Source organism: Pseudarthrobacter sp. NIBRBAC000502770, assembly GCF_006517815.1.
In the GTDB taxonomy this organism is placed as follows: domain Bacteria; phylum Actinomycetota; class Actinomycetes; order Actinomycetales; family Micrococcaceae; genus Arthrobacter; species Arthrobacter niigatensis.
On record NZ_CP041198.1, the window covers coordinates 976,634 to 1,000,756 of the forward strand.

Here is a 24,123-nt window from a genome sequence, read left to right on the forward strand (position 1 = left end):
CGGAGCAGGAAGGGCGGGTCATGGCGCAATGTGAAATGCGTGCAGTCCCGCCCTTCCTGCTGCCCGGGGAAGCGGCCGCGGTGCAGCGGGACGCCGAACGCCTCCTGGACAGCGCCGAACTCACGCGGGCCGCGGCCATGGCACCTGCCGCGGGCTGGATGTTCCTTGCCGGCCGCGTTTCCCAGAGGGTCTTTGCAGGCCAATTGCTCTCAGTTCCCGCCGCAGACCTCACCGTGGCCTACAGCTGCCCGCAGTGCGGAACAGGCCCCGGTCTCGGCCACGGCCGGCCGGGATACAGCTACCGGGGTGCCCCTGCGCCCCTGGCGCTGAGCCTGTCCCGGGCCGGTGGCTGGACGCTGCTCGCGGCTGTGGTGGACGCCTCCCCTGGAACGCGGCTGGGCGCCGACATCGAGGAGCCGGCCCGTACCGGCTTCGACGGGTTTGACGAGGTGGCCCTGACGACCGCGGAGCGCCGGACCCTCCGGGACGTCAAGGCCGAACTGCTGCCGGCGGCGAGGGCCAGGCTCTGGACACGCAAGGAAGCCTGGCTGAAAATGGCTGGCGACGGGCTCCGCACTGCTCCTTCCACCGTTGATGTGCGGGAACGTCCCGGCCTGCGTGACCTGGACCCGGCCGAAGCCGGGCTGCCTCCACACTTTGCGGCCGCCGTCGCGCTTTCCGTGCGCGCTCAGGCCAGCGGCAGTGGCGGCAGCGGCTCCTCGTAAAGCCAGGGGTGCAGCAGCGTCTCCGCATCGACGGCCGTGGCACCACTGACGGCCACGATGAAATCCTGCGTGGTGACCGAGCCGTGCCTGTGGCCGGCGGTCCATTCCTGCAGCACCGCGAAGAAAGCGAGGTCGCCCACGGCCATCCGGACCGCGTGCACGGCCAGCGCACCGCGCTTGTACACACGGTCGTCGAACATCCGCTCAGGACCGGGATCGCCCACCAGGATGTCCTGGTCCTCCGCCGCCAGCCGGTGCCAGGCCGCCGCGGCCCGCTCAGCCACGCTCATAACGCCTGCCTCCTCGGACCAGATCCACTCGGCATAGCAGGCGAAGCCCTCGTGCAGCCAGATGTCCTGCCACCCGGCAGCGGTCAGGGAATTGCCGAACCACTGGTGCGACAGCTCATGGGCGATCAGGCGCTGGGACTCCCACTCCAGGTCCAGGTGGTTGGGCCCCAGGATGGCCAGCGACTGGGCCTCCAGCGGAATCTCCAGTTCGTCATCCGTTACCACCACCGTGTAACCGGGGAACGGATAGGGCCCGAAGCAACTGCTGAACGTGCGCATCATGGCCGGCTGCCAGGCCAATCCCGCGATGGCACGCTCTGCCAGCGCGGGGGAGACGGCCACGGATTGCGGAACTGGCATCCCGTGCCGTCCACTGTCCAGCGCCAGCAGTGCGTAGCGGCCAATCTGCACCGTGGCCAGGTACGCGGCCATCGGCTCCGCCTGTTCGTAGACCCAGGTTTCCCGGCTGGCGCGGGGAGTATGCGATTGCAGAACGCCGTTGCACACCACCCGGTAGTTCGCTTCAGTGGTGACCGTGAACCGGTAGCTGGCCTTATCCCCGGAGTGGTCGTTGCACGGGAACCAGGAGGGCGCACCGTTGGGTTGCCCGGCCACCAGGACACCGTCCGTAAGTTCCTCCCAGCCCACCTCGCCCCACGGCCCGCGGCGGGGCCTCGGACTGCCCTCGTAGCGCACCTCCAGGGTGAAGGGCTGTTCGGGTTCGAAGGGGCGCGGCGCAGTCACCACCAGCTGCCCGGCCCGCTGGCTGAACCGGAGCGGCTTGCGGCCATCCAGCAGGACCTTCGTTGCCCGCAGGCCAACAAGGTCCAGGACAATGGCCGACGTCGGAGCGCAGGTCACGCCGTGCAGCACCGCTTTGCCGCTGAGACGGTTGCTGGCCACGCGGTAGTCCAGGTCCAGTTCGTACCGCTCGACGCGGAAGGCATCTGTCCCGGCGCCGGGCAGGTACGGGTCCGGGGAGGTTCCGGCGGCTGCGGGAGTAGTGCCCCGGGCGGCTGATGCTGAAGAACTCATGGGACCTTCGGTTAGGTGGCAGACGGCGATCCGGGCCCGCTCCATGGGCTGACCGGGTTACCCATCCAGTACGTTGCGGCGGGCACTGCTTCGCCGCGCATCACCAAGGATGCCGGCCCCACCGTTCCGCCTGCGCCGATGCTGGCCTGGGGGAGGATAACCCCGTGCGGGCCCATGGTGGCCCCGTCCTCGAGCGTAACAGCGTCGATGCTCATGACCCGGTCGTGGAACAGGTGCGTCTGCACCACGCAGCCCCGATTCACCGTGGAGTTCCGGCCGAGCGTCACCAGGTCGGCTTCGGGCAGCCAGTAGCTTTCACACCATGTGCCGCTGCCGATCTTCGCGCCGAGCCCACGCAGCCACCAGACCAGGGCCGGCGTGCCGGAAGCAGCCCGAGCAAACCACGGCGCAGAAACCATCTCGATAAAGCTGTCCACTACTTCGTTGCGCCAGATGAACGAGCTCCAGAGCGGGTGCTCACCGGGGCGGATCCGGCCCACCAGGATCCACTTGGCGACGACGGACGCGGCTGCGGCGACAAAGCCCGCCAGGAGCATGACCACGCCCGTGAGCACGGCTGCGGCGGCATAGCCCAGCATGGCAGCGATCCAGTCGAAGGCCAGCATGGTTCCGGCAGCGATGGCCACCGTGAGCATGACCGGCACAAACCGGCCCAGCTCCCACAGGGTGCGGGCGACTTTCAGCCGCGCCGGGGGCTGGAAAGTGCGCGAATCGTCGGAGGCGATCGCGGTCCGCCGCAAACGGACGGGCGGGCTTCCCAGCCAGGAGGTGCCGGATTTTGCCTTCGCCGGTGTAGCGGACAGGACGGCTACGAGTGAGTTCTTGGGAACGCTGCGGCCGGCGGCGGTCATGCCCGAATTGCCGAGGAACGACCTTTTGCCGATCTTTGCCGGTGCCACCCGCAGCCAGCCGCCGTCGAGCTCGTAGGAAGCCACCATGGTGTCATCGGCGAGGAACGCCCCTTCACCCACGGTGGTCATCTTCGGGATCAGGAGCACCGTGGAGGCCTCCACGTTCCTTCCGACCTTGGCGCCCAGCAGGCGCAGCCATACCGGCGTGAACAGGCTCGCGTAGATGGGGAAGAGCAGGTCCCTGGCCAGGTCCAGGACCCGCTCGGTGGCCCAGATCTGCCAGCCCACCCGGCTGCGGATCCGGTAGTAGCCCTCCGTGATCCCGGTGGACAGGAGGCGCGTGGCAACCAGGACCAGGAAGGCGTTCGTCGCGAACCACACCAGCGATGCCGGGGCTAGGGCCGCCAGCAGCCGGGGGAGGGCCCCGGTCAGCGAGGTACTGCCCTGGATGAAGGTGAACGCGACCCACAGCGCGGCGGCAGCAGACAGGTACGGAATGACGGACAGGCCCGCGGACGCCAGGGCAAATCCGGCAAACCACGCACGTGCGGCAAACCTGCCCTGGGCCGGGGCACTCGGCACGCTGTGCTTGGCCTTGCCCTGACGGCGGGCCGGTGAACCTGCCGCAAGTTGGCCTGCCTTCACCTTCCCCAGCACCGCGGAACCTGCTTCCACCTGCGACCCGGCCCCAATCGAGGCGCCGGGCATCAGCGTGCTGCGCGCACCCACGCTGGCGCCGCGGCCAATGCGGATGGCCCCGATGTGCACGTCGTCGCCGTCGATCCACCAGCCCGACAGGTCCACCTCCGGTTCCACGTTGGCTCCGCTGCCCAGCGTCAGCAGTCCCGTGACGGGCGGCAGCGAATGAAGCTGGACGTCCTGGCCGATCTTCGCCCCCAGCGCCCGGGCATAGTACGGCACCCACGGCGCACTGGCGAGGCTGATGGCTCCTGCCAGGTCCTGGATCTGCTCCGCAAGCCACAACCGCAGGTGGACCCGCCCGGACCGGGGATAGATGCCTGGCCCGACGCCGCGGAGGAGGAGCCTCGCGGCCGCGATGGAGAGCAGCATTCGTCCGGCCGGGCTGACGAAGACCAGCCAGGACGCCGCCACCCACCACCATGAAATGGTTGGTGCGGCCGTAAATCCGGCGAGTCCTGCCAGCAGGTTGTTGACGGCCATGAGGTAGGTCAGCCACCGCATGCCCACCAGGATGTGCAGCGGCACGCCCATCAGCGTCTGGAAGACCTGCGACTTCCTGGCAGTTGGCCGCACCGTCCGTTCCCGCGCCGGAGCGAAGTCGCCGCCCTGGTTGACTTGCCGCGCCAGCTCCACCAGCGCCCCCACCCTCGGCGTCGCGTAGACGTCGGCCACCGTGATGGTGGGGTAGCGGGCCCTCAGCGCGGAGACCAGCTGGGCGGCGGACAGCGAACCGCCGCCGTAGGCGAAGAAGTCGGCGTCCAGCGAGGTGACGGGGCTGCCCAGCACGCTGCTCCATTGCTCCACGATCCACCCGGCATCATCCGGAAGGTTCAAGGGAGCCGCATCCGCCTCTGCGGCGCCCGCACCCGCCAGCGGCCACGGCAGGGCGTGCCTGTCCACTTTTCCGCTGGTCTTGGTGGGCAGCGAGTCAACAGTCGTCAACAACGGCACCAGCGCCGCCGGAAGGCTTGCCGCCAGCTGTTCCCGTGCCGCACCCAGGTCCATGTCATGGCCCGGGGTGGAGGCAAGGTAGCCCACCAGGATTTGGTTGCCTGCCGCGGTGGTCTGCACGGCGGCCGCGGCGCCGGCCACCCCGGGGAGGGCCTGCATGGCTGCGTCGATCTCGCCGAGTTCGATCCGGCGGCCGCCCAGCTTGACCTGATCGTCCGCGCGGCCCTGGAAGATCAGACCCGCCTGTTCGAACCGCACGAGGTCGCCCGAGCGGTAAGCCCGGTTCCACCCCAGGCTGGGCATCGGGGCGTACTTTTCCGCATCCTTGGCCGGGTCCAGGTAGCGGGCCAGGCCCACCCCGCCGATGATCAGTTCACCCGTTCCGCCCTCGGGCACCGGAACGCCGGCGGCATCGACAACGGCAAGGTCCCAACCCGCCAGGGGCAGCCCGATCCGTATTGGTCCAGGCCCGCCCAGCGGCGCCGCGCAGGCCACCACCGTTGCTTCCGTGGGCCCGTACGTGTTCCAGACTTCCCTGCCCTCCACGGCCAGGCGTTCGGCGAGTTCCGGCGGGCAGGCTTCGCCGCCGAAGATCAGGAGGCGGACGTTTTCGAGGGATTCCGCGGGCCACAGTGCTGCGAGCGTGGGCACGGTGGAGACGGCGGTGATTGCGTGGTTGATCAGCCAGGGGCCTAGGTCCATGCCGGTGCGGACGACGGCGCGCGGTGCGGGTACCAGGCAGGCGCCGTGGCGCCAGGCGAGCCACATTTCCTCGCAGGAAGCGTCGAAGGCAACCGAAAGGCCGGCCAGGACGCGGTCCTGCGGGCCCAGCGGATCATCCTGGAGGAACAGCCGGGCCTCCGCATCGACGAAGGCTGCAGCCGACCGGTGCCGGACGGCCACCCCCTTGGGCGTTCCCGTGGACCCCGACGTGAAGATGATCCAGGCGTCGTCCCCGGGTTCGGGCGGGCGCGCACCCTTGAACGGGCCGCTGCGTACCGTACCCGCCGGCCCTGGCTCGATCGAGCCCCCGGCCCCAAGGATCGCTGCCACCCCGGCTTCGCCAAACACGAGCCGGGCCCGTTCTTCGGGATCGTCCGCATCCACGGGAACGTAGGCCGCGCCCACCAGGAGGATGGCAAGGATGGAGACGTACAGTTCGCTGGTTCCGGACGGGATCCGCACGCCGATCCTGTCACCGGCGCCCAGTCCGGCAAGGTGGAGCCGGCGTCCCGTGGCTCGGACCTCGTCCAGCAATTGGGCGTAACTGAGCGACGTGCGGCCGTCGTCCAGTGCCGAGGCGTCGGGAAACCGTGCCGCCGTGTCCTGCAGCACATCAATCAGGGTGCGGGCAGGCGGTGCCGCGGGAGCCCCGGCCAGCTGGGGCCGGTGAACGGCAATGCCGTGGCCGGCGTCCCCGGACGCCTGGTCCCGGCCACCGGCTCCTGCGCCGTCCCGGATGATGCTGGCTGGCTCCACGCCGGAACCGGAATCCCCGAAGGGGACCTGCTGCTGAGTCACCTGCGCATTGTGCCGGGACAAGATGAACGGAAGGTGTCGCGCGCGCCCGGACGGTCCGATTCATGCCGTTCGGGCGTTTGCCTGTTGTTCACGTCGCCCCGCGGTTATGGCACCAGGAGGACTTTTCCGGTGGTCTTGCGGCCCTCGAGGTCGCGGTGCGCCTGCCCGGCCTGGCTGAGCGGGTAGCGTGCGCCGATCCGGACCTTCAGGCTGCCGTCGGCCGCGGCAGCGAACACCTCGTCAGAGCGCCAGCGCCGTTCCGCCGCGTCCCGCAGGTAGTGGCCCATCGTGGGGCGCGTCAGGAACAGGGAGCCCGCGGCGTTGAGGCGCTGCGGGTCAAACGGCGGGACGGGCCCGGATGCTGCTCCGAACAGCACCAGCATGCCCCGGATCCGCAGCGCTGACAGGGAGCCGTCGAACGTATCCTTCCCCACGCCGTCGTAGGCGACGTCGACGCCGGTTCCGCTGGTGATGTCCCGGACCCGCTCCGCGAAGCCGTCGTAGCGCAGCACGTGGTCCGCGCCGGCGTCGAGCGCAAGCTGTTCCTTTTCGTCGGTGGAGACCGTGGTGATGACTTCCGCGCCACGTGCCTTGAGCAGCTGGATCAGCAGCAGCCCCACGCCGCCGGCGCCCGCGTGCAGCAGGACCTTGTGGCCTGGTTCCACCTTGAAGGTGGAATTCATCAGGTAGTGGGCGGTAACGCCCTGCAGGGGGAGCGCTGCGGCAGTGAAGACATCCAGGCCTTTGGGTACCGGCAGTGCCGCATCCTCATCCACCAGGGCGTAGTCCGCGTAGCAGCTGACGCCTTCCGCGGTGGCTACCCGGTTGCCCGCGGCGAAGCCGGTCACGCCCTCGCCCACTGCCTCCACCGTGCCCGCTGCCTCCGAACCGGGAGTGAAGGGGTAGGAGACTTTGTAGGTGCCGCTGCGCTTGTAGGTATCGATGAAGTTGACGCCCGCCGCGCCGACCTTGACCAGCAGCTGCCCCGGGCCCGGAACGGGGGGCTCCGACTCCGTGTACTCAAGGACTTCCGGTCCGCCTGCCTGCCGTGCGACGATTGCGTGCGTCATGGCGCTCCTTTCGCGGGTCCCGGCATCTCCGGCCCCGGCTGCCGAACCCATCCTAGGGACACAGTGGGATGGCAGGACAAGTACCAACCGCCTGATAGCCATCCTGTATGCATAATTATCAGTAGCAATGCATAACTATTGCTGTATAGTCGAAGCATGACTATTTCTGTTGCGGTTTCGGGAGCCAGCGGCTACGCCGGGGGAGAGGTCCTCCGCCTGCTTGCCGGGCACCCCGGTGTGACCATCGGCGCCATCACAGCCCACAGCAACGCCGGTTCCCGCCTCGGTGAACTCCAGCCCCACCTGCACGGACTGGCCAGCCGCATCCTCGAGGACACGACGGTGGAGAACCTCTCCGGCCACGACGTCGTCTTCCTTGCCCTGCCCCACGGTGCTTCCGCGGAGATCGCCGCCCAGCTGCCGGAGGGCACGGTGGTCATCGACGCCGGCGCAGACCACCGGCTCGAGGACCCCGCCGCCTGGGAAAAGTTCTACGGCTCCGCCCACGCCGGCACCTGGCCCTACGGACTTCCGGAGCTGCCCGGCCAGCGCGAAGCACTCAAGGGCGCCAAGCGCATCGCCGTTCCCGGGTGCTACCCCACGTCCGCCCTCCTCGCCCTGGCTCCCGGCTTCGCGGGGCACCTGCTGGAGGCCGACGACGTCGTGATCGTTTCCGCTTCCGGGACCTCAGGTGCGGGCAAGGCCGCCAAGGTCAACCTGATTGGCTCCGAGGTCATGGGCTCCATGAGCCCGTACGGCGTGGGCGGCGGCCACCGGCACACTCCGGAAATCGAGCAGGGCCTGTCCAATGCTGCGGGGGAGCAGGTCTCCGTTTCCTTCACGCCCACCCTTGCCCCGATGAGCCGCGGCATCCTGACCACCGCCACCGCCAAAGTCAAAGCAGGCACCACGGCCGCGCAGCTGCGCCTGGCCTGGGCCGAGGCGTACGACGACGAGCCGTTCGTCCACCTGCTGCCGGAAGGCCAGTGGCCGACGACTAAATCGGTCCAGGGCTCCAACCATGCCGCCATGCAGCTGGCCTTCGACGCGCATATCGGACGGGTCATCGTCACCTGCGTGATCGACAACCTCACCAAGGGCACTGCCGGCGGCGCCGTCCAGTCCATGAACATCGCACTCGGCCTGCCGGAAACCGACGGCCTCAACCTGCAGGGAGTAGCCCCGTGACCATCACCGCCCCCCAGGGATTCCGGGCAGCCGGCGTCACCGCCGGCCTCAAGGCTTCCGGCAACCCGGACCTCGCCCTCGTGGTCAACGACGGCCCGGCCAAGGCCGCGGCCGCCGTGTTCACCAGCAACCGCGTGGCAGCCGCCCCGGTCCACTGGTCCCGCCAGGTGGTCTCCGACGGCCGCGTCGACGCCGTGATCCTCAATTCCGGCGGAGCCAACGCCTGCACGGGCCCCACAGGCTTCCAGAACACCCACAGCACCGCGGAGAAAGTGGCGAAGGTCCTCGGCATTTCGGCCACCGACGTCTTCGTCTGCTCCACCGGACTGATCGGCGAGCAGCTTCCCATGGACAAGATCCTGCCGGGCGTGGAGGCTGCCGCGGCGGCGCTGAGCACCGATGGCGGTCCCGCCGCCGGAACCGCCATCATGACCACGGACAGCGTGCCCAAGTCAGCGCTCTTCATCGGCACCGACGCCGACGGCCAGGAGTTCAGCATCGGCGGCATCGCCAAGGGAGCCGGCATGCTGGCCCCGGGCCTGGCCACCATGCTGGTGGTGCTCACCACGGACGCCGACGTACAGCCGGAAATGCTCGACGTCGTCCTCCGCGACGCCACCCGTGTCACCTTTGACCGCGCCGATTCGGATGGCTGCATGTCCACCAACGACACCGTGGTCCTGCTGGCCTCCGGCGCTTCCGGGGCTGTGCCGTCCGCCGAGGCGTTTGGTGCCGGGTTGACGCAGGTCTGCGCCGAGCTGGCACGCAAACTGATTGCCGATGCCGAAGGCGCCAGCCATGACATCGCCATCCGGACCTTCAACGCAGCCAGCGAAGCCGACGCCGAGACGGTCAGCCGCTCCGTGGCCCGCTCCAACCTCTTCAAGGCCGCCATTTTCGGCAAGGACCCGAACTGGGGCCGCGTGCTCTCCGCCGTGGGCACCACCGATGCCATCTTCGAACCGGACAAGCTGAACGTCGCCATGAACGGCATCCAGATCTGCCGGAACGGCAGCATCGGCGATGACCGCTCCCTGGTGGACCTGGAACCCCGCGAAGTCCTGGTGGAAATCGACCTGCAGGCAGGCGAGGCCGAAGCCACCATCTGGACCAATGACCTCACCCACGACTACGTGCACGAAAACAGCGCCTACTCCAGCTAGGAATCCCAGCCGGCGCGCGACCCGCCAGGCCCAAACTGCCGTGGAAAGTGACACCATGAACACCCAGACGCGTGAAACCACCAGCATGTCCGCCGCCCAGGACAAGGCAGAAACCCTGATCGAGGCCCTGCCTTGGATCCAGCGGTTCGCCGGCACCACCATGGTGATTAAATACGGCGGAAACGCCATGGTCAACGACGAACTCCGGCGTGCCTTCGCCGAGGACATCGTCTTCCTGCACCACGTGGGCATCCACCCCGTCGTGGTCCATGGCGGCGGCCCGCAGATCAACGCCATGCTGGGCCGCCTGGGCATCGAATCCGAGTTCAAGGGCGGCCTGCGCGTCACCACCCCGGAGGCGATGGACGTGGTCCGCATGGTCCTCACCGGCCAGGTGGGCCGCGAACTGGTGGGCCTGATCAACTCCCACGGGCCCTACGCCGTCGGCATGTCCGGCGAAGACGGCGGCCTGCTCCGGGCCGTCCGCACCGGCACCGTGGTGGACGGCAAGGAGGTGGACCTGGGGCTGGTGGGCGAGGTGGTCGGCGTCGACCCCGCAGGCATCATGGACATCCTCGCCGCGGGCCGCATCCCCGTGATTTCCACGGTGGCCCCGGAAATTGTCGACGGCGGTGACAGCGTGGCGGGGGCCGCGCGGTTCCAGCCCACCGGCCAGGTCCTGAACGTCAACGCCGACACGGCAGCGGCCGCCGTGGCCGCGGCGCTTGGCGCCTCCAAGCTGGTGATCCTGACCGACGTCGAAGGCCTCTACGCCAACTGGCCGGACAAGTCCTCCCTGATCTCGTCCCTCACCGCGTCGGAACTGCGGAAGATGCTTCCGAAGCTTGAGTCGGGCATGATCCCGAAGATGGCCGCGTGCCTCAAGGCCGTCGACGAGGGCGTGGAACGCGCACACATCGTGGACGGGCGGCTGGCCCACTCCATGCTTCTTGAAACATTTACGACGGCGGGCATCGGCACCCAGGTAGTCCCGGACGAGGAGATCAACGGATGAACACCATGGAAAAGTCCCCCGTGACTGAGCTCGTGGAAACCACGGGCCACGCAGGCTCCGAGTGGCTCTCCCGCTACTCCAGTTCGCTGATGAACGTGTTCGGCACGCCGCAGCGGGTCCTGGTCCGCGGCGCCGGCTGCCTGGTCTGGGACGCGGACGGCAAGGAGTACCTGGACCTGCTCGGCGGCATCGCCGTCAACGCCCTGGGCCACGCGCACCCGTTCGTGACCTCGGTGATCGCCAGCCAGTTGGCCACCCTGGGGCACGTCTCCAACTTCTTCACCAGCCCCACCCAGGTGGCGCTGGCCGAAAAACTCCTTGACCTGGCCCACGCGCCCGCCGGTTCCAAGGTGTTCTTCAGCAACTCCGGCACCGAAGCGAACGAGGCCGCCTTCAAGCTGGCGCGCCGCAACACCGGAGACGGGCCGGTGAAACGGGCCAAGATCATCGCCCTTGAAGGTGCCTTCCACGGCCGGACCATGGGGGCGTTGGCCCTCACCGCGAAGGAATCCTACCGGGCACCCTTCGAGCCGCTGCCCGGCGGCGTGGTGCACATCCCGTTCGGTGACATTGCCGCACTGGAAGCCGCCGTGGACGACACCGTCGCCGCCGTGTTCCTGGAACCGATCCAGGGCGAAGCAGGCGTCCGTCCGCTGCCGCCCGGTTACCTGAAGGCGGCGCGGGAGGCCACCAGCAAAGTGGGCGCCCTGCTCATCCTGGACGAGGTCCAGACCGGCATCGGCCGCACCGGCAAATGGTTCGCCAGCGAGGACGCGGGCATCGTGCCCGACGCCATCACCCTGGCCAAGGGGCTGGGCGGGGGCTTCCCCATCGGCGCCCTGGTCACCTTTGGTGAGCAGACGTCGTCGTTGTTGTCCCCAGGCCAGCACGGGACCACGTTTGGCGGAAATCCCGTGGCGACCGCAGCGGCCCTGGCCACCCTCCACGTCCTGGAAAGCCAGCACGTGCTGGCCAATGCGGCGGCGGTGGGGGAGCACCTGCGCTCCGCGCTGGCCGCCATCCCCGGCGTTACCGAAGTCCGCGGCGAAGGACTGCTGATCGGCTTCGACCTGGACGGCGACGTCGCGCCTGCCGTGGTGCAGGCCGCCCTCGACGCCGGCTTCATCGTCAACAGCCCGGGTCCGCGAACCATCCGCCTGGCACCTCCGCTGATCCTCACCACAGCGCAGGCCGACACCTTCCTCTCCACTTTCCCGGCAATCCTCCGAGCAGCTAAGGACGCCCAGTGACCCCCACAGCTTCATCCCTTGGTACGGTGCCTGGCAGCACCCGGCACTTCCTCAAGGACACCGACCTCAGCCCCGCCGAGCAGGCAGAGGTGCTGGAACTCGCAGCCCGGATGAAGGCCGCCCCGTACAGCGTCCAGCCCTTCGCCGCGGAGGGCAGCGGCCGCAAGACCGTGGCTGTCATCTTCGACAAGACCTCCACCCGGACGCGCGTGTCGTTCGCCACGGGCATCGCGGACATGGGCGGCAATGCCCTGATCATCAACCCTGGCGAAGCGCAGATCGGGCACAAGGAATCCGTGGAGGACACCGCCAAAGTCCTTGAGCGGATGGTGTCCACCATCGTGTGGCGCACCGGCGCGCACGACGGCCTGGTGGCCATGGCCGCCAACTCCAAAGTCCCGGTCATCAACGCCCTGTGCGACGATTACCACCCGTGCCAGTTGCTCGCTGACCTGCTCGCCGTCAAGGAACACAAAGGCGACCTCAAGGGGCTCACCATGAGCTACCTGGGCGACGCCGCCAACAACATGGCCAACTCCTACCTGCTGGCCGGCGTCACGGCCGGGATGCACGTCCGTATTGCCGGCCCGGAAGGCTACCTGCCGGCCGCGGACATCGTGGCTGCCGCGAAGGAACGGGCGGCCGAAACCGGCGGCTCCGTGCTCATCACCACCGATGCCAAGGAAGCGCTGCAGGGGGCGGACGTCGTGGCCACCGACACTTGGGTGTCCATGGGCCAGGAAGCCGAGAAGGAAGCCCGGATGCAGCTGTTCCGCGAGTACTCCGTGGACTCAGGCGCCATGGCACTCGCTGCGGATCACGCCGTCGTGCTCCACTGCCTGCCCGCCTACCGCGGCTACGAAATCTCCGCCGACGTCATCGACGGCCCGCAGTCCATCGTGTGGGACGAAGCCGAGAACCGGCTCCACGCCCAGAAAGCGCTGATGGCCTGGCTGATGCACCGGTCCGGCCTGGCCTTCGTGGACGGCCTTTCGCCCGTCGAGGGCACCGGGGAGAGCACGTTCTAGTGTCCTCCCAGCCGTCCTCCCCGGGCACCAGCCCCGCCACCAAGACCGCCCGGCAGGCGCGCATCACCGCCATCCTCACCGGGCAGTCCGTGCGTTCCCAGGCGGAACTGGCGGCGCTGCTGGCGGACGACGGCGTGCAGGTCACCCAGGCCACGCTGTCCCGTGACCTCGTGGAGCTGGGGGCCGTCCGTGTCCGCGGCAAGGAGGGCGTCCTGGTGTACGCCGTCCCCGGCGAGGGGGGCGAACGGGGCGCCAGGAGCGGCGTCACCCAGGAGATCCTGGATGCCCGGCTCGCCCGGCTGTGCAGCGAACTGCTGGTCACCGCCGAAGCCTCCGCCAACATCGCCGTCCTGCGGACCCCGCCCGGTGCCGCGAACTTCCTGGCCCTGGCCATCGACCACTCGGTGATGCCCTCCATCCTGGGCACCATCGCCGGTGACGATACCGTCCTGCTGGTCTCCCGTGACCCGCTGGGCGGCCCGGACCTCGCCGCCCGCTTCCTGCAACTCGCCGAGGAAGCCGGGCAATAAGCTTGAAGACAACGAATCAACCAACCCCAACAAGGAGCATTTAAAGTGACTGAACGCATTGTGCTGGCCTACTCCGGCGGCCTGGACACGTCCGTCGCCATCGGCTGGATCGGTGAAGCCACCGGTGCCGAGGTCATCGCCGTGGCGGTCGACGTCGGACAGGGCGGCGAATCGCTGGAAACCATCCGCCAGCGCGCCCTCGGTTGCGGCGCCGTCGAGGCCTACGTGGCCGACGCCTCGGACGAGTTCGCCAACGAATACTGCGTGCCCACGCTGAAGGCCAACGCCCTCTACCAGGGCCACTACCCGCTGGTGTCCGCCATCTCCCGCCCGGTCATCGTCAAGCACCTGGTCAAGGCAGCCCGCGAATTCGGCGCCACCACCGTGGCGCACGGCTGCACCGGCAAGGGCAACGACCAGGTCCGCTTTGAAGTGGGCATCCAGACCCTCGGCCCGGATCTGAAGTGCATCGCACCGGTCCGCGACCTTGCCCTCACCCGCGACAAGGCCATCGCCTTCGCCGAGGAAAAGGGACTGCCCATCGAGACCACCAAGAAGAACCCGTACTCCATCGACCAGAACGTCTGGGGACGCGCCGTGGAAACCGGCTACCTCGAGGACATCTGGAACGCCCCCACCAAGGACATCTACGACTACACCGCCACCCCGGAGTTCCCGCCGGCCCCGGATGAGGTCATCATCTCCTTCGAAGCCGGCGTCCCGGTAGCGATCGACGGCGTCAAGGTCACCCCGCTGCAGGCCATCAAGGAACTGAACCGCCGTGCCGGCGCCCAGGGCGTGGGCCGGATCGACGTCGTCGAGGACCGCCTGGTGGGCATCAAGTCCCGCGAAATCTACGAAGCCCCCGGTGCCATGGCCCTGATCACCGCGCACAAGCACCTTGAGGACATCACCGTGGAGCGCGAGCAGGCCCGCTTCAAGGCCACCGTTGGCCAGCGCTGGGCCGAGCTGGTCTATGACGGCCAGTGGTTCTCCCCGCTGAAGCGCTCCCTGGACGCCTTCATCGAGGACACCCAGAAGTACGTCTCCGGCGACATCCGCATGACCCTTCACGGCGGCCAGGCCATCGTCAACGGCCGCCGCTCCGATACCTCGCTGTACGACTTCTCGCTGGCCACCTACGACACCGGCGACACCTTCGACCAGTCCCAGGCCAAGGGCTTCATCGAGCTGTGGGGCATGTCCGCCAAGGTTGCCTCCGGCCGTGACATCCGCGTCGCAGGAAAGTAGCCCGCGTGGCTGAGCAGAAGACGGAGGCTACGAACGCAGGTGCGCTGTGGGGCGGCCGGTTCGCCGGCGGCCCCGCGGACGCCCTCGCGGCGCTGAGCAAGTCCACACACTTCGACTGGCGGCTGGCCCGCTACGACATCGCCGGCTCCAAGGCGCACGCCCGCGTGCTGCACAAGGCAGGCTTGCTGGACGACGCCGAGCTGGAAGGCATGCTCGCGGCGTTGACGCAGCTGGACGAGGATGTGGCGTCCGGCGCCTACCTGCCGGCGGAGTCCGATGAGGACGTGCACGGTTCGCTGGAACGCGGCTTGATCGAACGTGCCGGTGCCCAGCTGGGCGGCAAGCTCCGCGCGGGCCGGTCCCGCAACGACCAGGTGGCCACCCTGGGCCGGATGTTCCTGCGCGACCACGCCCGGATCATCGCCCGCGGCGTCCTTGCCACGGTGGATGCCCTGGTTGAGCAGGCCAAGGCGCACCACGGCGTTGCCATGCCCGGCCGCACCCACCTGCAGCACGCCCAGCCGGTCCTGCTCAGCCACCACCTCCTGGCCCACGCCTGGGCCCTGCTGCGCGACGTTCAGCGGCTCCAGGACTGGGACAAGCGGGCCGGAGTTTCGCCCTACGGTTCAGGCGCGCTGGCCGGTTCCTCGTTGGGCCTGGACCCGGAAGCGGTGGCGGCTGACCTCGGTTTCTTCTCCGCCACGCACAACTCGATCGACGGCACCGCCTCCCGCGACGTCTTCGCCGAGTTCGCCTGGGTCTGCTCGATGATCGGCGTGGACCTCTCCCGGATCTCAGAGGAAGTCATCTTCTGGGCCACCAAGGAGTTCTCCTTCGTCACGCTGCATGATTCGTACTCCACGGGGTCCTCGATCATGCCGCAAAAGAAGAACCCGGATGTGGCAGAGCTGGCCCGCGGCAAGGCAGGGCGCCTGATCGGCAACCTCACCGGGCTGCTGGCCACGCTCAAGGGCCTGCCGCTCGCGTACAACCGTGATCTGCAGGAGGACAAGGAACCGGTCTTCGACGCCGCGGACACCCTGGAAGTCCTGCTTCCGGCGGTCTCCGGCATGATCGCGACCCTGACGTTCAACACCGAACGGATGGAATCGCTGGCCCCGCAGGGCTTCGCGCTGGCCACGGACATCGCCGAATGGCTGGTCCGCCAGGGCGTGCCGTTCCGCGAGGCGCACGAGCTCTCCGGTGCCGCGGTCAAGCAGGCCGAGTCCCGCGGCGTGGAGCTGTGGGATCTGTCGGATGAGGAGTATGCCGCCATTTCGGAGCACCTCACACCCGAGGTGCGCACGGTCCTGTCCACCGAAGGCTCGCTCAACAGCCGCAACTCCCAGGGCGGAACAGCACCGGCCGCCGTCGAACGCCAGCTGGCCGCGCTGGAAGGCGAACTTGCCGGCGTCCGGGAGTACGCAGGGTAGTCAGCCGTGTTTAAGGGGCCCGGCGGTTTCCGCCGGGCCCCTTGGCGTCTGTGGTTAGCTGGCTCCATGAGCGAAACCTTCCGCAAGTTCCTTCGCACGCTGCCCGACTTTCCCTCCGACCTGCCCGGCTTCGACCCGGCCAGTGCACCGCAGGACCCGGCGCTGCTCTTCAAGCAGTGGCTGGACGAGGCGCTGGATGCGGGGGAGCACCAGCCGCATGCCTTCAGCCTGGCCACGGTGGGCGCGGGGGCCGGCGGCGCTCCCCAGCCTTCGTCGCGGATGCTCATCCTGAAGAACATTGACGACGACGGCTGGCACTTCGCTACGTCCCGCACCTCCCGCAAGGGCCGCGAACTGTCGGAGTCACCGCGCGCGGCGATGAACTTCTACTGGGCGGCCCTGGGCCGTCAGGTGCGGGTGGTGGGAGCGGTGACAGAACTGTCCGCCGAAGCCTCCGCCGTCGACTGGCACGAGCGGCCCCGGGCCGATGGCAGCGACAACCCGGATTGGCAGCTCTACGCCCTCCAGCCGGCCGAAATCGAGTTCTGGCAGGCCAGCAACGACCGCCGGCACGTCCGCCACCGTGTCGGGCCGGACGGAAGCCCCCTGGTCTGACTGCTCGGCTAGGCTTGCCGCATGACGTCACCTTCCCCTGCCGCCCTCCCCGCTGAACTGCACAAAGCCGCGGACGCACTCACCGCTGCGGTGGACCGGATTCCGGCCGGCGGCGAAAAGGCCCCCTCCACCCTTCCCGGCTGGAGCCGCGGCCACCTCCTGGCCCACGTCGCCGGAATCTGCAATGCGCTGGCCCGGCAGGTGGAATACGGACGCCGCGGCGAAACGGTGGAGCTCTACGACGGTGGAGTGGACGGCCGCAACCGGGCCATCGAGCTTGCCGCCGGCCACAGCCTGGAGGATCACCGGGAGGACGTCGCGGCCGCGGTGCAGCGGGCATTGGCCGCCTTTGATGCGCTGGGGGAAGACGAATGGCAGACGCGCATCGCCTTCCGTGACGGCGTGATCTTCGACGCCGGTTTGGCCCTGTGGCGCGAATTGGTCATCCACACCGCGGACCTGGACACCGGCTCGGGACCCGAAACGTGGAACAGGGCCTTCTGCTCCCACCTTTTCGACTTCCTCGCCGCCCGGGTGCCGGCGGAAACCCGGCTGGTCCTGCAGCCCATGGCACTGCCGCCGCTGACCCTCGGAACGGGCGGAAGCACCGTCGTCGTCAGCGGGATGGTGACGGACATCGCCGCCTGGCTTGCGGGCCGGGAGCCGTCACTGGACAGCTTGCGGGCCACGGCCGCCGGGGACGGCACCGATCTTCCCGGCCTGCTGCCCTGGCCGTCGGCAATGCCGGACCCCAAATAGCCAGGGGAGCGGTCAGGCGGCCTCGCGGGCCAGCAGGCTCTCCTTGATGCGCAGGCCCCAGCGGAAACCGCCCAATGAGCCATCGGTCCTGATGACCCGGTGGCATGGCACGAACAGGGCCGCGGCATTAAACGCGCAGGCGCTGGCGGCGGCCCGCACGGCGCGTGGATTCCCCGCCAGAGCGGCGTACTCCGTGTACGTAACGGGTGAGCCTGGCTTGACCTGGCGCAGCACATCCCAGGCGTGGGCGCGGAACGGTCCGGACTGCTGGCGGACCGGCACTGCCATGGCCGGGGCAGGGTCGCCGGCGTAGAAGGCCTCCACGGCCGATGAGATCCCGCCAAGGTCCGTTACCTCTTCCACGGCGTCGGGCCGCAGTGTGGGATGGACCTGGCCGGTGAGTTCCGCCATCCCGGCCGTCCAGCCGGACGCAAGGACCACGCCGTCCCGGGCGAGGACAGTAAACGGTCCGTCAGGCGTGGACAGCTGGACAAGTTGGGCTTTCATGGCGTCCCTTTCGCGGGAATGGTGGTTGGCGCGGCGGGCCGGGCGGCGGCGCGCCAGAGGTGCATGGTGGCGTAGGAGCGCCAGGGGCTGGCCTCCCGGAAGTCAAGGCTCAGGGCGCTGGTTCCATTATCGAGGGCGCGGATGCCGTTCCGCACGGCGGCGTCATTGGCGAGGAAGATGTCAGGGGCGCCCAGGACACGCATGGCGGCGTACCCCACGGTCCAGGGCCCGACGCCGGGAAGCGGCAAAAGCGCTGCGGTGAGGCTGGGGACGTCGTCGCCGTAGCCGAACTCCAGGCGGCCGCCAGCCATTGCGGACGCGGCGTGCAGCAGCGATTCGGTCCTGCGCCGGGGGCCGCGGAGCAGGTGTCCGGCGGCCGCGATTTCCGCTGGGGTGGGAAACAGGCGGTCCAGTCCGTCGCCGGGTGCACTGGTGGGACTGCCCGCGGCGGACAGTTGGGTCAGGGCGGTCCTGGCGGCTGCCACCGTGATCTGTTGCCCCACCATGGCCCGGACCAGCAGTTCCTGCGGATCCACGGCGCCCGGCAGGCGCATCCCACGCACGCCTGCGACGGACCCGGCGAGCCGGGCATCAGCGGCCAGGGTGCCGTCGATAGCTTCAGGGTCCGCGTCCAGGTCGAAGAGCCGGCGGACGCGGCTGAGCAGCGCAGGAAGGTCGCGAAGGTCCACCGCGCCGATGGTGAGTGTCAGCGGACGTTCCCTGGCCCCGCCGTCGTACTCCACCCGGAACCGCGCGTCCCCGTGGGGGAGGCGAAGTGTCCTGGCATAAGAGGTTGAGGTTCCCTCCTCGATCCCCGGGATGGCGCGGACCGCCAGGAAGGAGAAGATGCCGGGATCGAAGGGCGGCCGGTAGGGCAGGTCCAGGATCAGGGCCGCAGCGCCGGCGCCGATCACCGGATGACGGACGGTCTTCCTGAGCGCCGTGGGAGTCATATCGAACACCTCGGCGATGGTTTCGTTGAACTGCCTGACGCTGCTGAAGCCAGCTGCAAAGGCGACGTCAGCGAGCTTTATGGACGTTGAAACCAGCAGGGTGCGGGCAGTCTGGGCCCTTGCGGCGCGGGCCAATGCCAGGGGGCCGGCACCGAGTTCCTGGCCCAGGATCCGGTTCAGCTGGCGCGGCGAATATCCCAGCCGGGCGGCCAAGCCCGCCACGCCGTCGCGGTTGACCACGCCATCGCTGATCAGGCGCATTGCGCGCCCCGCGATGTCCTGCCGCACGTTCCAGGCCGGGGTGCCCGGGACCGCTTCCGGCAGGCAGCGTTTGCAGGCGCGGTAGCCTGCCTCGTGTGCCGCGGCGGACGTCTCGTAGAACGTCACGTTGGAGGCCTTGGGCGTCCGGGCGGGGCAGGAGGGGCGGCAGTAGATTCCCGTGGTGCGGACGGCTGTGAAGAACTGGCCGTCGAACCGGGTATCGCGGGCGTCGATTGCCCGGTAGCGCTGCCAGAAGTCCATGGCTCCATCCTGCCAGCCGGCGGCAGGCGCTGCTAGCGGAAATCGGACATGGCCGTCGGCCCCGAAACGGCTCCCCGGACCACGTGCAGGGGACGGATGAAGACCGCAGCATCCGGGTAAGGTCAAGCAATGAACCACAGCACTGGGGCGCGGGAACACCTGCGGGATTTCCTGTCCGCAGACGCCCGCGAACTCGCACCGCAGCTGCTCGGAGCCCTGCTCACCCACGAGTCCCGCGACGGCTCTGTGTCCATCCGGCTTACGGAGGTGGAGGCCTACATGGGGCCGGAGGACTCCCTGCACCCGGACCCCGGATCGCACACCTACCGTGGCCCGACTCCGCGCAACGCCCCCATGTTTGGGCCGCCCGGGCACCTCTACGTCTATTTCACGTACGGGATGCACCACTGCACCAACATCGTCTGCGGTCCCGCCGGCGTCGCGTCCGCGCTGCTGCTGCGGGCGGGGGAGGTCGTGGACGGGCTGGCGCTGGCCCGGCGCCGCAGGCCGACGTCGAAAACTCCTGCGGACCTGGCCAGCGGGCCCGCCCGCCTTGCCAAGGCCTTGGGACTGACGACGGCGGACAGCGGCCGCGACGCGCTGGCTCCGCCGTTCCGGCTGGAACTTCCGTCCGTTCCCGCCGGCGCGGTCAGTTCCGGTCCCCGGGTAGGGGTGGCCGGAGCCGGAGGCACGGAAGAATACGCCTGGCGGTTCTGGCTCACCGGCGACCCCACCGTGTCAAAGTACAAGGCGGCAAAACCGAGGAACCGAAACACCGCCGGTGCGCCGCCCGGGTTTCACCAGCGTTAACGGAAATGGTTGTAGAATGGACGGTCTGTCTTTCGCGATAGGGGAACGTTAATGCACGACGCCGAATTGGCCCACGAACGGGAGTATGTAGCCGGCCTGTACGCCCGGCTGGAGGAACTCCGGGAGGAGAAGCGCGGCCAGCTGGCACAGGTCCGCCGCGCTGGAGCCGTGGGCACCATGCAGAACGTTTCGGAACGTGACGCGTTCGCCGCACTGTATGAGGACCGCCTGGCGCAGCTGGACGCGGTGGATGACAGGCTGGTCTTTGGCCGCCTGGACCTGGACTCCGGCGAAGCCCAGTACATCGGCCGCATCGGCCTCACCACCGAAGACCTCCAACGGCTCATGGTGGACTGGCGTGCCCCGGAGGCCGGGCACTTTTACCAGGCCACGGCCTTTGACCGGCAGGGCGTCCGCCGCCGGCGGCACCTGATCCTGCAGGGCCGTGAGGTCAAGGCCATCGAGGACGATGTCCTGGACGCCGGCATGCTCACGGACGACGAATCGCTCCAGGGCGAAGGTGCCCTGCTGGCTGCCCTGAACTCCAAGCGGACCGGCCGCATGTCGGATATCGTCAGCACCATCCAGTCGGAGCAGGACAGGATCATCCGCTCGTCCATCTCCGGCGCCGTCGTTGTCCAGGGTGGACCCGGCACAGGCAAGACCGCTGTGGCCCTGCACCGCGCCGCCTACCTGCTCTACACCCATCGTGACCGCCTCAAGAGTGCCGGCGTGCTGCTGGTGGGGCCATCGTCGTCGTTCATGAAATACATCGAACGGGTGCTGCCATCGCTGGGTGAGACCGGAGTGGTCATGGCCAGCCTTGGCCGCCTGATGCCCGGCATCCATGCCGTGCCCGAAACAGACGCCGGCGTCGCAGCCATCAAGGGGCGGCTGGACATGGCCACCATCGTGGCCAACGCCGTCTCCAACCGCATGCGCGTCCCCGCCCAGAACAGGATCCTCGAGGTGGACGGCCGCAAGCTGACCCTCACGCCCCGGCAAGTGCGCCGCGCGCGGGAACGCGCCCGCGCCACCGGAAAGCCTTACAACGAGGCCCGCGTGACGTTCGTTAAGATCCTGCTGCGCGAACTGACCGAGCAGATGACCGAGCTCGTCGAGGCCGGAAACATCGGCAACAACGCAGACCGTTCCTACCTCGCCGAGGACGTCCGGACCGCGCGCGACGTGCGGATCGCCCTGAACCTGTGCTGGATGCCCATGACGCCGGAGAAGTTGATCTCCGATCTCTTCAGCAAGCCGGAAATCCTGGAGTTCTGCACCCCGCACCTGACACCTGCCGAGCGGGCGCTGCTGCAGCGTCCGGCCGATGCGCCGTGGACAGAGTCCGACGTCCCGCTGCTGGATGAAGCCGCCGAACTGCTCGGGGAGCTGGACCCGGCGGCTGGCCGCGGGCTGGCCCAGCAGGAGCACGACCGGGCCCGGGACCTCGCCAACGCAAAGCAGACCCTGGTCAACATGGAGGCCGCCGGAGTTGATCCGTTGATGTCCGCGGAAGAACTGGCGGAGCAGAACCGGGAGCAGGAAGCCCGGCAGACGGCGGCCGAACGCGCAACGAGCGACCGCACGTGGGCCTTCGGACACATTGTGGTGGATGAAGCCCAGGAGCTTTCCCCCATGCAGTGGCGGCTTCTGGTACGCCGGTGCCCGCTGAAGTCCTTCACGATCGTGGGTGACATCGCGCAGACAAGTTCAGTGGCAGGCGCCAATTCCTGGCAGGGCGCGCTGGCCCCGATGTTCGGTGACCGCTGGCAGCTGGAGGAGCTGACCGTCAACTACCGCACCCCGTCCCAGATCGCCGAGGCTGCCGTGAGGATGGCCAACGCCGCCGGCCTGGTGGTTTCCGCGCCGAAGGCTGTCCGTGAGGGCCGCTGGGACCCCATTATCGACGAAGTGTCTGCCGGCGCGGTGGTGGAGCGGCTGGTGGAGGTCCTCCCCGAGGAGCTTGCGGCGCTCGACGGCGGCCTGCTCGCCGTGATTGCCGACGGTGACCTCCTGCCCCAGGCATCGGCAGCCCTGCGCGAGGTCTATGGGCGCAGGATTGGCAGCGGCGCCGGCAGCTACGAACAGGACATCGTGGTGATCAGCCCGCGCGAGGCCAAGGGCCTGGAGTTCGACGGCGTCGTGGTCCTGGAACCATCGGTCATGCTCAACCACGAGCACGGCAAGGTGGGGGACCTGTACGTGGCCATGACCCGGGCCACGCAGCGCCTGCGGCTGATTGCCTCGCAACCCGTGCCTGCCGGGATTGCCGGCTGACCGGGCGTTGGGCGTTACTGCTAACTTAGGAAGCGTGCCTGAACTGAACAACCTCGAACCGCAGCGCAACGACCCCACTTTCGCCAACATTTGGCAGGAACTGAAGTGGCGTGGGCTGGTCCATGTCTCCACCGACGAAGCGGAGCTCGAAAAGCTCCTCGCCAACGGGCCGGTCACGTACTATTGCGGCTTCGACCCCACCGCGCCAAGCCTCCACCTGGGTAACCTGGTCCAGCTCCTGGTCATGCGGCGGCTTCAGCTGGCAGGGCACAGGCCACTCGGCCTCGTGGGAGGCTCCACCGGCATGATCGGGGACCCGCGTCCGACGGCGGAACGCACCTTGAACACCAAGGACACGGTAGCGGAGTGGGTTGGCTACCTGCAGGCCCAGGTTCAGCGTTTCCTCAGCTTCGACGGGGACAACGCCGCCAGGATGGTGAACAACCTGGACTGGACGGCGCCGCTGAGCGCCATCGACTTCCTGCGTGAGGTGGGAAAGCATTTCCGCGTGGGCACCATGCTTCGCAAGGACGCCGTGGCATCCCGGCTGAACTCGGATGAAGGCATCAGCTACACCGAGTTCAGCTACCAGATCCTGCAGGGCATGGACTACCTGCAGCTCTACCGCGACTACGGCTGTGTACTGCAGACCGGCGGCTCGGACCAGTGGGGCAATCTCACCAGCGGTACGGAGCTGATCCGCAAGGTTGAGGGCAAGAGCGTCCATGCCCTGGGAACCCCGCTGATCACCAACTCTGACGGAACCAAGTTTGGCAAGAGCGAAGGCAACGCCATCTGGCTCGACGCCGGCATGTGCAGCCCCTATGCGTTCTACCAGTTCTGGCTCAACACCGCCGACGCGGACGTGGTGGACCGGCTCAAGGTGTTCACCTTCCTGACGCGCGCCGAGATCGAAAAGATCGCAGTGTCGGTGGCGGAGCGTCCGTTCGCCCGCGAAGGCCAGCGGAAGCTCGCCTTTGAGGTGACCTCCCTGGTTCACGGCGTTGACGCCACCGAAAAGGTCATCGCCGCTTCGGCTGCCCTTTTTGGGAACGGCGACTTGGCTGCGCTGGATAAGGCAACGCTGCAGGCTGCCACCTCCGAGCTTCCTTCCACCACAGTCCAGGTGGACGAAATGGGAATCGTGGACCTGCTGGTGGCCTCCGGCCTTTCCGAGAGCAGGTCCGCCGCGCGCCGGACCGTGGGCGAAGGGGGAGCTTATGTGAACAACGAAAAAGTCTCCGATCCTGAAGCCGTGATTGCGGAGTCGGAACTCCTGCATGGCCAGTACCTGCTCCTGCGCAGGGGCAAGAAGAACCTGGCAACCGTCGAGGTTCTTGTTCCCTGACGCGGGAGCGCAACCTACCACCTGCACGCCCCTCTGCAGCCGATTTGCGCGGCCGCGGAGGGGCGTGTATTGTTTTCTGAGTCGCCGCCGCTGAGTGGTGACAAACCCCCAACTGATATTGAGAAGCAATTCTCGGCCATGCGGTGCATGGAACGAAAATTGCTCCCCTTTTTGCTGGGCGGATTCATTCCGTTGAGTGAATTCCGGGAAAATAGCCGGATTTGCAAAAGCGAACAAGAATGAAATAAGATAAAAACATTGCAGCGAAGAAATACGGAAAAGAAATTCTTTCTGAATTGTTCCGG

At 68.2% G+C, this 24,123-nt stretch carries 19 protein-coding genes; 14 read left to right on the top strand and 5 right to left on the bottom strand.

Annotated features, from left to right (window positions below; all coding sequences use genetic code 11):
• Positions 1–20: 20 nt before the first annotated feature.
• Complete coding sequence (locus NIBR502770_RS04820) at positions 21–725, top strand: 4'-phosphopantetheinyl transferase superfamily protein (RefSeq protein ID WP_246857406.1); 705 nt, start codon at positions 21–23, stop codon at positions 723–725.
• On the opposite strand, the gene NIBR502770_RS04825 is transcribed toward NIBR502770_RS04820, so the two are convergent.
• The 3 genes from NIBR502770_RS04825 to NIBR502770_RS04835 form a co-directional block, all read right to left on the bottom strand.
• Complete coding sequence (locus tag NIBR502770_RS04825; RefSeq protein WP_141181193.1) at positions 689–2,050, bottom strand: M1 family metallopeptidase; 1,362 nt, start codon at positions 2,048–2,050, stop codon at positions 689–691. The genes NIBR502770_RS04820 and NIBR502770_RS04825 overlap by 37 nt on opposite strands.
• Positions 2,051–2,061: 11 nt before the next feature.
• Positions 2,062–5,976, bottom strand: coding sequence for a Pls/PosA family non-ribosomal peptide synthetase (locus NIBR502770_RS04830; RefSeq protein WP_141183326.1), 3,915 nt, complete (start codon positions 5,974–5,976; stop codon positions 2,062–2,064).
• Positions 5,977–6,200: 224 nt separating this feature from the next.
• Complete coding sequence (locus NIBR502770_RS04835; protein ID WP_141181194.1) at positions 6,201–7,166, bottom strand: quinone oxidoreductase; 966 nt, start codon at positions 7,164–7,166, stop codon at positions 6,201–6,203.
• Positions 7,167–7,322: 156 nt separating this feature from the next.
• Here NIBR502770_RS04835 and argC point away from each other — a divergent pair, with 156 nt between their 5' ends.
• The 10 genes from argC (at position 7,323) to NIBR502770_RS04885 (ending at position 17,398) form a co-directional block, all read left to right on the top strand.
• Positions 7,323–8,354 (top strand): N-acetyl-gamma-glutamyl-phosphate reductase, encoded by a 1,032-nt coding sequence (gene argC, locus NIBR502770_RS04840; RefSeq protein ID WP_141181195.1) that lies wholly within the window; start codon positions 7,323–7,325, stop codon positions 8,352–8,354.
• Complete coding sequence (gene argJ, locus NIBR502770_RS04845) at positions 8,351–9,517, top strand: bifunctional glutamate N-acetyltransferase/amino-acid acetyltransferase ArgJ (RefSeq protein ID WP_141160935.1); 1,167 nt, start codon at positions 8,351–8,353, stop codon at positions 9,515–9,517. The genes argC and argJ overlap by 4 nt, the downstream gene beginning before the upstream one ends.
• Before the next feature lie 55 nt (positions 9,518–9,572).
• The gene (gene argB / locus NIBR502770_RS04850; protein WP_141181196.1) at positions 9,573–10,532 is read left to right on the top strand and encodes an acetylglutamate kinase; all 960 of its coding nucleotides are present in this window, start codon (positions 9,573–9,575) and stop codon (positions 10,530–10,532) included.
• A complete protein-coding gene (locus tag NIBR502770_RS04855) occupies positions 10,529–11,782 on the top strand; it encodes an acetylornithine transaminase (protein ID WP_141181197.1) in 1,254 nt (417 codons plus the stop codon). The genes argB and NIBR502770_RS04855 overlap by 4 nt, the downstream gene beginning before the upstream one ends.
• Positions 11,783–11,808: 26 nt before the next feature.
• The gene (gene argF, locus NIBR502770_RS04860) at positions 11,809–12,810 is read left to right on the top strand and encodes an ornithine carbamoyltransferase (protein WP_141183327.1); all 1,002 of its coding nucleotides are present in this window, start codon (positions 11,809–11,811) and stop codon (positions 12,808–12,810) included.
• A complete protein-coding gene (locus NIBR502770_RS04865; protein WP_141160932.1) occupies positions 12,810–13,340 on the top strand; it encodes an arginine repressor in 531 nt (176 codons plus the stop codon). The genes argF and NIBR502770_RS04865 overlap by 1 nt, the downstream gene beginning before the upstream one ends.
• A 45-nt stretch (positions 13,341–13,385) precedes the next feature.
• A complete protein-coding gene (locus NIBR502770_RS04870) occupies positions 13,386–14,591 on the top strand; it encodes an argininosuccinate synthase (RefSeq protein ID WP_018771557.1) in 1,206 nt (401 codons plus the stop codon).
• 5 nt (positions 14,592–14,596) lie between these two features.
• Complete coding sequence (argH, locus tag NIBR502770_RS04875) at positions 14,597–16,024, top strand: argininosuccinate lyase (protein WP_141181198.1); 1,428 nt, start codon at positions 14,597–14,599, stop codon at positions 16,022–16,024.
• A 66-nt stretch (positions 16,025–16,090) separates the two neighbouring features.
• Positions 16,091–16,639 carry a pyridoxal 5'-phosphate synthase gene (locus tag NIBR502770_RS04880; protein ID WP_141181199.1) on the top strand — a complete coding sequence of 183 codons (549 nt, stop codon included), beginning with the start codon at positions 16,091–16,093 and terminating at the stop codon, positions 16,637–16,639.
• A 21-nt stretch (positions 16,640–16,660) separates the two neighbouring features.
• Positions 16,661–17,398, top strand: coding sequence for a maleylpyruvate isomerase family mycothiol-dependent enzyme (locus tag NIBR502770_RS04885; protein ID WP_141181200.1), 738 nt, complete (start codon positions 16,661–16,663; stop codon positions 17,396–17,398).
• A gap of 12 nt (positions 17,399–17,410) precedes the next feature.
• Here the strand turns inward: NIBR502770_RS04885 and NIBR502770_RS04890 are convergent, their stop codons facing one another.
• Positions 17,411–17,905 carry a methylated-DNA--[protein]-cysteine S-methyltransferase gene (locus tag NIBR502770_RS04890; RefSeq protein WP_141181201.1) on the bottom strand — a complete coding sequence of 165 codons (495 nt, stop codon included), beginning with the start codon at positions 17,903–17,905 and terminating at the stop codon, positions 17,411–17,413.
• Positions 17,902–19,380 carry an AlkA N-terminal domain-containing protein gene (locus NIBR502770_RS04895; RefSeq protein ID WP_141181202.1) on the bottom strand — a complete coding sequence of 493 codons (1,479 nt, stop codon included), beginning with the start codon at positions 19,378–19,380 and terminating at the stop codon, positions 17,902–17,904. The genes NIBR502770_RS04890 and NIBR502770_RS04895 overlap by 4 nt, the downstream gene beginning before the upstream one ends.
• 129 nt (positions 19,381–19,509) lie before the next feature.
• Between NIBR502770_RS04895 and NIBR502770_RS04900 the strand changes: the two genes are divergently transcribed.
• Genes NIBR502770_RS04900 through tyrS form a run of 3 tightly spaced genes read left to right on the top strand, consistent with a single transcriptional unit; the run spans position 19,510 to position 23,818 of the window.
• Positions 19,510–20,190, top strand: coding sequence for a DNA-3-methyladenine glycosylase (locus NIBR502770_RS04900; RefSeq protein WP_141181203.1), 681 nt, complete (start codon positions 19,510–19,512; stop codon positions 20,188–20,190).
• A 51-nt stretch (positions 20,191–20,241) separates the two neighbouring features.
• Positions 20,242–22,470: an AAA family ATPase gene (locus NIBR502770_RS04905; protein ID WP_141181204.1), complete on the top strand. Its 2,229-nt coding sequence runs from the start codon at positions 20,242–20,244 to the stop codon at positions 22,468–22,470.
• A gap of 34 nt (positions 22,471–22,504) precedes the next feature.
• A complete protein-coding gene (tyrS, locus tag NIBR502770_RS04910; RefSeq protein WP_141181205.1) occupies positions 22,505–23,818 on the top strand; it encodes a tyrosine--tRNA ligase in 1,314 nt (437 codons plus the stop codon).
• The last annotated feature ends 305 nt before the right edge of the window (positions 23,819–24,123 follow it).